8 protein-coding genes are annotated in these 9,570 nt (G+C 60.7%); all 8 read right to left on the bottom strand.

All coding sequences use genetic code 11. The annotated features are described in order from the left end of the window. On the bottom strand, positions 1–1,557 hold a 1,557-nt coding region (locus JNL55_RS29925; RefSeq protein ID WP_293863236.1), incomplete at its 3' end, for a putative bifunctional diguanylate cyclase/phosphodiesterase. Between the two features lie 14 nt (positions 1,558–1,571). Further along, positions 1,572–2,333: a hypothetical protein gene (locus JNL55_RS29920; RefSeq protein WP_293863234.1), complete on the bottom strand. Its 762-nt coding sequence runs from the start codon at positions 2,331–2,333 to the stop codon at positions 1,572–1,574. A gap of 53 nt (positions 2,334–2,386) precedes the next feature. Then, positions 2,387–3,781, bottom strand: coding sequence for a hypothetical protein (locus JNL55_RS29915; RefSeq protein ID WP_293863232.1), 1,395 nt, complete (start codon positions 3,779–3,781; stop codon positions 2,387–2,389). Continuing rightward, complete coding sequence (locus tag JNL55_RS29910; RefSeq protein WP_293863230.1) at positions 3,778–5,025, bottom strand: nitrous oxide reductase family maturation protein NosD; 1,248 nt, start codon at positions 5,023–5,025, stop codon at positions 3,778–3,780. The genes JNL55_RS29915 and JNL55_RS29910 overlap by 4 nt, the downstream gene beginning before the upstream one ends. Further along, positions 5,015–5,830 (bottom strand): SAM-dependent methyltransferase, encoded by an 816-nt coding sequence (locus JNL55_RS29905; protein WP_293863229.1) that lies wholly within the window; start codon positions 5,828–5,830, stop codon positions 5,015–5,017. Before JNL55_RS29905 ends, JNL55_RS29910 begins: the two co-directional genes overlap by 11 nt. After that, complete coding sequence (locus tag JNL55_RS29900; protein ID WP_293863228.1) at positions 5,827–7,269, bottom strand: glycosyltransferase family 2 protein; 1,443 nt, start codon at positions 7,267–7,269, stop codon at positions 5,827–5,829. Before JNL55_RS29900 ends, JNL55_RS29905 begins: the two co-directional genes overlap by 4 nt. Further along, entirely contained in the window at positions 7,266–8,849 is a 1,584-nt protein-coding gene (locus tag JNL55_RS29895; RefSeq protein ID WP_293863238.1) for a B12-binding domain-containing radical SAM protein, read from the bottom strand. Before JNL55_RS29895 ends, JNL55_RS29900 begins: the two co-directional genes overlap by 4 nt. A gap of 174 nt (positions 8,850–9,023) precedes the next feature. After that, positions 9,024–9,570 (bottom strand): outer membrane beta-barrel protein (locus JNL55_RS29890; RefSeq protein WP_293863226.1); only part of this gene is annotated, 547 nt, incomplete at its 5' end.

Here is a 9,570-nt window from a genome sequence, read left to right as displayed (position 1 = left end):
GATTTCCGGCGGCAGGCCTGTGTCCTTCAGCACGCGTTCCACATATGCAGTGAACTCCGGATCCCGCAGCGCGCTGCCTGACACGTTTACCGACAAATAGAAATCGCGATTCGGCGGCAGCCGATGACGCCACTCCGCTGCCAGGGTGCAGACCTGCAGAATGGTCCAGCGCGTGATGGGTACGATCAAGCCGACTTCTTCAGCCAGGGCCAGGAATTTATCCGGCGTCAGAATGCCTTCGATGGGATGGCGCCAACGCAACAACGATTCGGCGCCGGCCACGCGTCGATTGCGCAGATCGACGATGGGCTGATACATCATGTGTAGCTCGCGACGCTGGAGCGCGACGTGCAAGTCGGCTTCCAAGCTCACCAGGCTGGCGGCACTGCCACCCATGGCGGGCTGGTATGCCACCGCCGTGGCGGTGTCGTGACGTTTCGCGACTGAGAGCGCGATATCGGCTTCACGAACGGCTTCCTCGGCACGTTGCAAACCAGAGTCGATACAGGTGACGCCGACGCGAGCGGCGGCATTGATCCGATGTTTCCTCAGTTCGAATGGTGGCTGTAGCGTCTGTTGCAGCGTGCTGGCGATGTCGAGTGCGCCATCCGCGGACGCTATGTCGAACACCAGCACCGCAAACTGATCACCGCTCCAACGAGCGAGCACGCATTCGAGCTGCGCCGTCGCTTTCTGGAAGCGTCGTGCCGCTTGCACCACGAGTTCGTCGCCGGCGGTGTGACCCAGCGAGTCGTTGATCAGCTTGAAGCGGTCGATGTTGATGAGCATGACCGCGAGCCGTTGCCGCTTGCGTGTTCGGACTTCGCGTAGCGCGCGGTCGAGCTGATCCATGAAGTAGCGGCGATTCGGCAGGCCGGTGAACGCGTCGTGATAGCGCGAATGCTCGAAGCTCTTTTGCAGGTTTTCGCGCTCCTCGATTTGTAGCGCGAGCTTGCGATTGGTGGCTTGTAGCTGACGACGCGACAGCGCGAGAGCGTCACGTGCGCGGTGCAAGCTGTGAACGAGATCGTGAGTTGCGAACGACAGCAGCCATGCGACCACCGCCAACAAAGCGATGGCAGCCGCGAGTTCACGTGCCGGATACCAACCGGACTTCGGGCGCAGGGCCAGTTGCACGTAACCGCCGGGCAACTCCTGCGCATAGCCCTCGGGGATGCGGATGCGACTGACGATGGCGTCGTCGAGCGGCTCGATTCGGCTGCTGACAAAGACTCGCGGCGCGCTGCCGCCGGCATCGATCTTGGCCAGCTCAAAGTCGTATTCGGGATCGACCAGCCGATTGAGTTGCAGCTTGGACAGCAATTGATCCAGCTCGGCGGCGCTACCTTCGCGACGGTCGCGTTGCGCGAGTGTTTGTAGCTGGCGTTCGACGGTGCGGCTGTAGGTCGTGACCAACGTGCCGGCGGTGGCGCGCATCTGTTCGGCGCGCGCGCCGACGCTCAAGGTGATGAGCCTGGCACCGGCCAGCACCACGACTGCCAGCACCAGCACGGTGGGCAGCCATTGCGAGCCGCGTTTTAGGAATGCCAGTTTCATCGTGTCGCCAGCGCTTATGGAGCCCGGCCGCGCGATCCCAAGTACGCCGTGAAGCTCAAGGTCACCGTGACCTTTTCACTGCTCTCCAATTCCAAGTAGTCGCCGAGCAATTGCACCTCGCCCTTGGCAAATACTTTGCCGATGCCGATGAACCCTTGCTTCAAATCCTGCACGGGCAATGTCACGCCGGGTTGCAGGTTGAGCACGCTCGGATCGGCACGGCCAGCGGCGGCGCCGATCAAGAAGTTCACGTGCTGTCCGTAGTGATCGAGGCGCACTGTTGCGATTTCGGTGCCCAGATTGCCGCCGACCGAATCGGCGTAGGACACGCTGGTGGACAGGCGCGGTGACCAAAAGTAGGTCAGCCCCAGTTTGGGCAAATTACCGTGGCTGGTGTCGATGTCGATCTGGCGGCCTTCCAGCTGTACCGAGAATTTGCTGGTGAATGATTTGCTGAGGCCCAGCACGCCGATTTGATAGTCGAACTTGCGGTCGTTCTCATCGCCGTCGCCATAATGAAATTCGCCGAACACGGTGAGTCGGGAGGCCGAGTCGCCATGGCCCACGGCGGCGCGGATCGAGCCGAACGACCAACTCGAGTCAGCGATGGCTTGATGTTCGCCGCCCACGCCGACGATCACGTCGGGCGTGAAGTAGTGCAGATAGTTGAGTGAGCCGCCGTAGCCATCTTCATCGACGCCGACATCGGTGAGTCGCGAGCCGTTGCCGGACAGCGTCAGCTTGTCCGGCGGCCGTGCGTCGATCTCTGCGGCCATGACGGGCACGGTGGCCGCTAACGACGCTAAGCACAGGAGGGCGAGTTCAAACCTCATGGCGGTGTCACCAACGTTTGATTGGAGTGGCTGGTCTTGGGACCGTCGATGTCGCTGCGCTCGCCGATGGCGGCGCGCCCCATGGGTAGGAAGGCGACGATATAGAGCCGCTCGTCCTCGCCGGGCAGTGGCGAAGCGGAGCAGGTGACTTGATACACGCGCGGGCCGATCTCGATGTGCATCTTGCGACGGCCAGTCAGTCCTGGCTCCCACCAGCGCGGCGGCATGCCACCGAGCGATAGCAGCTGAGCCGCATCGGCATCTTTGTCGAGCGCGGTGAACAGGGCCTGCGCCGGCTTGTTGAAGGACAGCAGCCGACCTTGGGAGTCGAGCACCAGCATCGCTTGACCGCTCACGTCGAGTGCAGCGTGTGCTGTGAACTCTTCAGTCTTATCGTGAATGACCACCAACGCGAAGCGACGCCCTGTCTGGGTGAGATGGCGCACCTGGACTTCGGTGGCGCGCAGCCGGTCATCAACTTTGATCATGCTCAGCGGCACCACACCGCCGGTGCCGGTGATCAGTTCTTGCACCATCTCTGGGTAGGAGAAGCGAATGATCTCGAACAAGGCACGGCCACTGGCGGACTCGGCGTTGTGAAAGCGCGAAGATCGGTGACTGGCGCAAACGACTTGCAACGTATCGCTGTCGACCAGCAGCGCGGGAAACGGCATGGCTTCGACCAGCGTGGTCCAGAATTCCTGGCCGCGTTCCGCTTCAGCACGCGCCATATCCACATGGGAGTGCAAGCGTTCGAAGATCGTGCCCAGATATTCCGCCGCGACGGCGCAGGCAATCAACAAGATCGCAAAGACCTGCAACAGCACGGCGTAGTATGCGGACGGCGCATAGAAGCCGGGGAACGTTGAGCTCGCGCCTTGCTGACCGAGTACCGCGGCAAGTGATGCACCGAGGGCGTTGAGGCCGGGCACATACCAACGCAGCTCCGGCGCTTGCGCCAACGCGACCATACCTGCGACGACGATGGCCAGCATGGCCATCAAATAGGGTTGCCAGCGCGATAAAAAGATTGCACCGACCACCGGTATCGAAAACACCAGCAGGAAGGCTGGATTCTGTAAGCCACCGGCGTTCAACCAAATGAAACCGACCACTACGATGCCGGCGATGTGTAACACCGTGAGAATCGGTCGACGCTCACCGATTTGCGCGGGCTTGCCGACTACCGTGAATGCAATATGGATGGCACCGAGTGCGAGCAAACCGAGGCAGGCGGCGACAAAGTTGATGTCAAGGGCGCTCACCAACCACGGCACCACGGTCGCCAGCAGGATCGCGAAGATGGCGAGCAGCCATGTGTCATCCAAGAGATGGATGCGTGGGTCGCTCCAGGTCGGCGCGGGGATCGACTGGGTGTCGCCGATGTTCATCGCTGTACGACGGACTGTTTCGCATCGCCGACCGCCACCGTGGCGCCACCGATGCTGAAATTGTTGCCTTCCAGGAACGGCACCGAGCGAACTTTCGGACTGCCGTCCTCGGGTTGGAAGTCGATGACTTTGAGGGCCAATGCTCGGGGTCGAACCACTTGGTTGTTACGGAGAATGGGCGAGTCGCCGATCACATCGATGCCGTTGAACTTGGGCTCGATGATGGTGTTCTCGATGGCGCTGCTGGGATTGCGCGGCACTCCCAGGACGAATGCGAGGCCGTAACCGCTGTTATGAACGCGATTGGCGCGTACCAGCGTGTCGGCTGAACCTTTCAGCATGATGCCGTAGGCCGCGAAGCCATCGAACTCGTTCTCTTCGATGACGGCGGCGCGCGCATTCTCGACCACGATGCCCATGGCTGCGCCTCGGCTGATGCGATTGCCTCTGGCCACCGCACCCGTGCCCATGAGCTGCATGGCGGCTTCACGCGAATCGAGCAACTCGTTGCGTTCCACCAGCACGGCAACGTTGGCGGTGAGAATGCCGATGCGTTCCTTGGTGAAGCGATTGTCACGCACAGTGATGGCTGAGCCGCGCTCGTCGGGCTCGCTTCGCACTGCCCAGAGGCCGGCGTCACGATGTTCGCTGAACTCGTTCTTGACCACCACTCCGTTACGGTTGGACGCGGCGAAGCGCACGCCGACTCGATTCTTCGCGAATCGATTCCGCTCCAGCATGATTTGGTTGGCGTTCTCGGCCACGTCGATGCCGACGTCGCAGCCTTCGATGTCGGCGCCGCGCAGCGTGAAACGCTCGGCCCGCAGAACGATGCCGGTGGCCTTGCAGTTGCGGATGCGCACACCTTCGAAGGTAACGTTGGTGCCGGCCACATCGAGCACGGCGCCGGCAGGCAGCGCATCGCCGTCGATCTCCGTGCCTTGTGCCGCCCCGACGAGTCGAATGCCCCGGGCGTTGGCGAACGGCGGCAACGTGGAGGCCAAGGTGATCTTCGGCACCTTCAACGTAATGGTGACTTCGGCAGCGGACGCGGTCGCTTTGAACAGCGCCTCACGCAGTGTGCCGGGGCCGCGATCGTCGGCGCTCGTGACATCGATGGAAGGACTGTTCGCGATCTGGCCCGGCTTCACCTGGCGCGACTCGTACCAGTACCCCAGCCCAACGAATACTCCGAGCAACACGAACACCGCGATGGACACGGCTGAGCGACGGCTAAGCGGCATGGTCGTCTCCAGTACGCTGCAAGACAAATACCGCGTGCCATGAACGCTGCACGGCGAATCGACCGAACAGCACATCGATGGGCGTGGAAAGCAAGGTCACGCCGGCCAATGCCGACATGCCGAGCGCTCTTGGCAGGCCGCGCAGATGAGGCAGCAGCCACGTCTTGAACGGTGCTGGATCGACGCCGCTGATTGCACGCAGCTCGAAGCCAGTTTGTTTGAACAGATCCAGATAAACGTGTCGTTGCCGCGCTCGGAACACGGTGGTATCGCAGTGTTCTGCGATAGTGGCCGGGGCTGCTTCCAGCAACACCATGCGACCGCCGGGTGCCAGGTGATCTGCCATTCGTTGCACGGCCGAGCGCAATGCTTTGGGATCGAGAATGTGCTGCAGCACTGTCACGCCGACGATCAAGTCGAAGGCTTCGCCGGCATCCAATTGCGCCAGGTCTTGCACCAGAAAACGACAGCGGCTCGCAACTCCTTTGACTTCGGCACGACGCTGAGCCTCGGCAATCATGGTCGGGCTCAGGTCCATGCCCGTGACCACGCCGCCGCGCTGAGCCAACAGCGAACTCCAACGTCCAACTCCGCAGCCAACATCGAGCACGCGAGTGCCGGGTTCGATATCGAGCCACGGCCGGAGCGCCAGATACTGGCTCCAATGAATCATCCGGTTGTAGAACTCCGGCATGCCGTACGAACAGACTGCCGCGAGTCCCGAACCCTGCGCGGCAAAACGGCGCGCGCGATCCTCCCAGTAGTGGTCGGGGACGTAGCGGTCGGGTGCGGGCACGCCGTTCATGAGGCCTTCCGCATGAGACTGGTTTTCTCTTCGAGTGGCAGCGAGGTGCTGGCGCTCGGCATCGGCTCGTAGTGATCGCGGTAAACGCGGCGACCCCACAGCTTCACAGTGATCCAATTGACGTAGCCCACTGTCATCGGTGCGATGTGAGTCAGGGCATAGAACAAGTACAGCGGCACGATGGGAGCGATGTAGGCGCGTTCCTGTTTAGGTACGACGGTGAACAATGCGAACACGCCCAGCGCCAGATAGCTGCCGATGGCGGCCATGAAATAGTTCGGATTGATCAGCGAATTGCGCGGCAGGATGTTCGCCAGGAACAAGTTGTCGAAGCCGCTGATGAAGCTCAGTATCAGCAATAGCGCGCTGACGATTTTCAGCGGATGCACGATCAGCGACAGCCCGCCCAGATAGAACACGAAGTGATACATGGCGAACGGCGTGCGCCGACTGATGCGCCAGACTTCTTTGAAGCGCTCGATATAGACCTTCACCAGTCCGTAGTACCAGCCCACGCGCTGCGAGAACCAACGCGGCACGTTGCCTGGGCCTTCGGTGCTGACGACTAGCCGACCGTCGTAGTAGATGCGTTCGCCGTGACTCAGCAGGATCAGCGCGTTCTGCAAGTCTTCCGCGTACACCGACAGCGAGTGCTCGGCGAGTGCGCGTTCCAGAGCGTTGCGCCGATAGCAGGACACACCGGAAGTAATGCTGTAGTCGGCCAGGCTTTCGCGGCCGATGCGAAACGCCAGTGCATACTCAAACGCCTGGAAGCGAGCCAGGAAGCCGTCGGGCTCGATCATTACTCGCGGGCAGACAGCTGCTGCGCCCGATTGCTGGAAGTCGCGAACAAAGCGCTCGAAGTCGATCCGGCTGCCCCCGTTCTTGCCGCGAATACGAATGTCAGGATCGACCACCATCACCGTCTCGATATGCGGCGGCAAGCGTTCCAACAAGCGGCGGATCGCGCCGGGTTTACGACGATTCACGCCGTCATCGAAAACGCGCCAGCCGCTGTGACGTAAGCGAAGCACTGTGGCATCGGTTGAGCCGTCACTGATCAACCAGACTTTGTCGCGATAGGCGGCGAAGGCATCGATGAACTCATCCAGCAACGGTTCCAAGTTATGAATGGACGCGATGATGGCGTACGGCCGCACTGGCACGAGTTGCCTCGCGCCTGCAGGCAACGCTCCTGCCAGATCGATGGAAAGATGACGATTCTCTTCGGTGGGGGCGGTGGCGATGTGCCGGCGTCGCACATGCAAGCGCAGGATGAAGTCGAGTGCGTCGGTGTAAACGATCAGATTCGCGAGACCATAGACCAGTAGCGAGAAGCTGGCCGTCTGGAGATTCGCTGCCGACAGAGCGATCCACCCCGCCAGTAGCGCGCAAACCCCCAGGGGTGCCAACAGGCTCCAAGGGGTATTGAATTTCACGCGATTGCGACGGCGCGAATGGCCGCCGCCCTCCGAGTCTGAGGCAAGCGAGATTCGAGCTCGGCGCGCACCTCCTGCTCAGAGGCGATCTCGATACCATGCTCGGCCAACACCGGCACGCCCGCCAGAATCCAGATCAGCGAACGCAGCCGAGAGGGCATATGCGCCACACGCGGTTGTAACTCGGCCAGCATGGTTTCGAAGTTACGCTCGATCTGCAGGATGACTTCGCGCACCGTGGCGTCAATGGGCAGGATCTTGGCCGCCTGATCCCACTCAATAGCAGTGCCTTCGATATGTCGATGCGCGTACTCGGTGTGGGGACGCAATGCCGGGTCGCGCGCGAAGGCGGCGCCGGAGAAGGGAATCACATAGGGATACATGCCGACCTCACATCCTTGTCGGAGCCATCGGTATGCTTCACGCAGCGTCTCCGCGACATCGTCCAAGGTCGCGCGGGGGGAACTCAGAATCAAATCCAGGAACGGCGTAATGCCGAGCTCGAGCGTTGCGCTCAGCATCGGAGCGATGTGGCGATGAATCTGGCCCTTGTTGAATTCGTTCAGCACATTGCGGGAGAAGTTTTCGATGCCGAAGCCCAGCACTCGAAAGCCGGCGCGACGCATGGCGCTGAGCCGTTCCTCCGTCATTGCATCGATACGATTGGTGCTGATGAACTGCAAATCCTTGGGCAGCTCGCCGGCCTGTTTGGCGGCAACGATGCTTTCGCACAATGGCAGCACACGACGATCCTTGGAAAACACAAAAATATCGTCTTGGAAAATGATGGTGCGCACTCGCGGATGGGTGGCGACGATGCGCTTGATCATCGACAAACATTCTTCGGCACCCAATCTTGCGATGGGTGCGACGCTGCCTTGAGCTTCGTGCAGAAAGTTGGTGGAAGAACAGAAGGTGCAGCCCATCGGGCAGTAGTTGAGCGTGATCAAACGCACCGAGCGAATTTCGGCGAGCGTTGCTTCACGCGCAGCCTTCGTAGGTAAGCTGCCGACGCGATAGGCGGCTTCGAGCCGATCCCAATACGCTTCGTACGGCATGTTTTCATAAGGTGTGGCGAAGATTGCGGCACGCAGTTGCTCATGAGTCATAGCCGCTTGCGGTATGCGCAGCAAACTGCCGTCCTCGCGGCGTTCGACCGTACCGACGATGCCGCCCAACATTTGTTTAGTTCGCAAGCGGGACGCGATTTCTAACAGCGGATGTTCGCCTTCGCCCAGAATCACGCGGTCGAAGGGGCCTAGCTCGAACATCAGTTCGGGACGAAACGTGGCTTCCATGCCGCCGGCGACCATCAATGCTTTGGGTTCGAGCCGGCGCGCCAGATGCGCTAATTCCAGGTCGAACTTCAAGGTCATGCCGGTGGTTGAAATGCCGATGACGTCCCAGGTGTCTCGCAACATTTCTCGTTCCAACGCGCGGTCGGGTGGGCCGATGCAACAGTTGGGATCAAAGACTTTAACGTCGACGCCATGCGCGGCCAGTACGCCAGCCAATCGCCACACACCTAATGGCGGCGCCAGAAAGGTGTATTCCCCGCAGTGTGGGTCGTAAGGGCCCACTAATAGAAATTTGGGCAAGGTCGCACCCGAAACTTCGTACTTGTAAATTGTGCGAGCGATGAACGCGCCAGCAGGCGGGCTCGTTCCGGCGTAGGTGATATTCGTGTGAGCTGCGAGACAAAGGCGCGTGATGTGTCGCGCCGCGAAAGCTTGTACTGAGTTTTCTTGTTGCTGTTATAGAGCGGCTTCGACGCCGAGAGATATACGATTGCCGCGATAGTCGAATTCAGCTTGGTCGGCGTCGTTGTCGGTATAAGTGTGACGCAGCACCAAATCCCAGCGGCTCGACAGCGTGCGGGTCAATGCCAGCGACACTTCGGAACGATCTTCGGAGCCGTCGTTATCGTAATCGCTGTGTCGCCGAGAAACTTCGAACAGCACCGTCCAGTCGGCGCCGAACATGCGTTCGATGTCGGCTCGTAACAAATGCCGAGTAGCGGACAACGAGTCGTCGTCGTAGTCGCCGATTTCGATTCGATATTCGATGCCGATGTCCCAGGCATCGCGATTCCAATCCAAGCTCGCGCCGGCTTCGTGGCGCTGGCCGGTCAGGCCGCTGTAGTCGTCGAAACCTTCGATGTCGTTGAAACGATAACGAGCGCGAGCGTACAGGGTGGGGCTCAGCTGCCGCGTCGTTTGTAACATGAGTGAACGCCGGCTTTCGAAATTCTCGCCGTCGAGCAGGGTATGAGTGAGTTGTAAACTCACATCGTTGCGCCAG

The sequence above is a fragment of the Steroidobacter sp. genome (genome assembly GCF_016790065.1).
GTDB lineage: Bacteria > Pseudomonadota > Gammaproteobacteria > Steroidobacterales > Steroidobacteraceae > Steroidobacter.
Note: the sequence above shows the minus strand (reverse complement) of the source record. Positions and strands in the feature narration are given on the sequence as shown.

What these genes read in the sequence shown, in the direction of transcription:
- JNL55_RS29920 (WP_293863234.1), bottom strand. Translation starts at nt 2,333, where the DNA reads ATGGCCGCAGAGATCGACGCACGGCCGCCGGACAAGCTGACGCTGTCC.
- JNL55_RS29915 (WP_293863232.1), bottom strand. Translation starts at nt 3,781, where the DNA reads ATGAACATCGGCGACACCCAGTCGATCCCCGCGCCGACCTGGAGCGAC.
- JNL55_RS29910 (WP_293863230.1), bottom strand. Translation starts at nt 5,025, where the DNA reads ATGCCGCTTAGCCGTCGCTCAGCCGTGTCCATCGCGGTGTTCGTGTTG.
- JNL55_RS29905 (WP_293863229.1), bottom strand. Translation starts at nt 5,830, where the DNA reads ATGAACGGCGTGCCCGCACCCGACCGCTACGTCCCCGACCACTACTGG.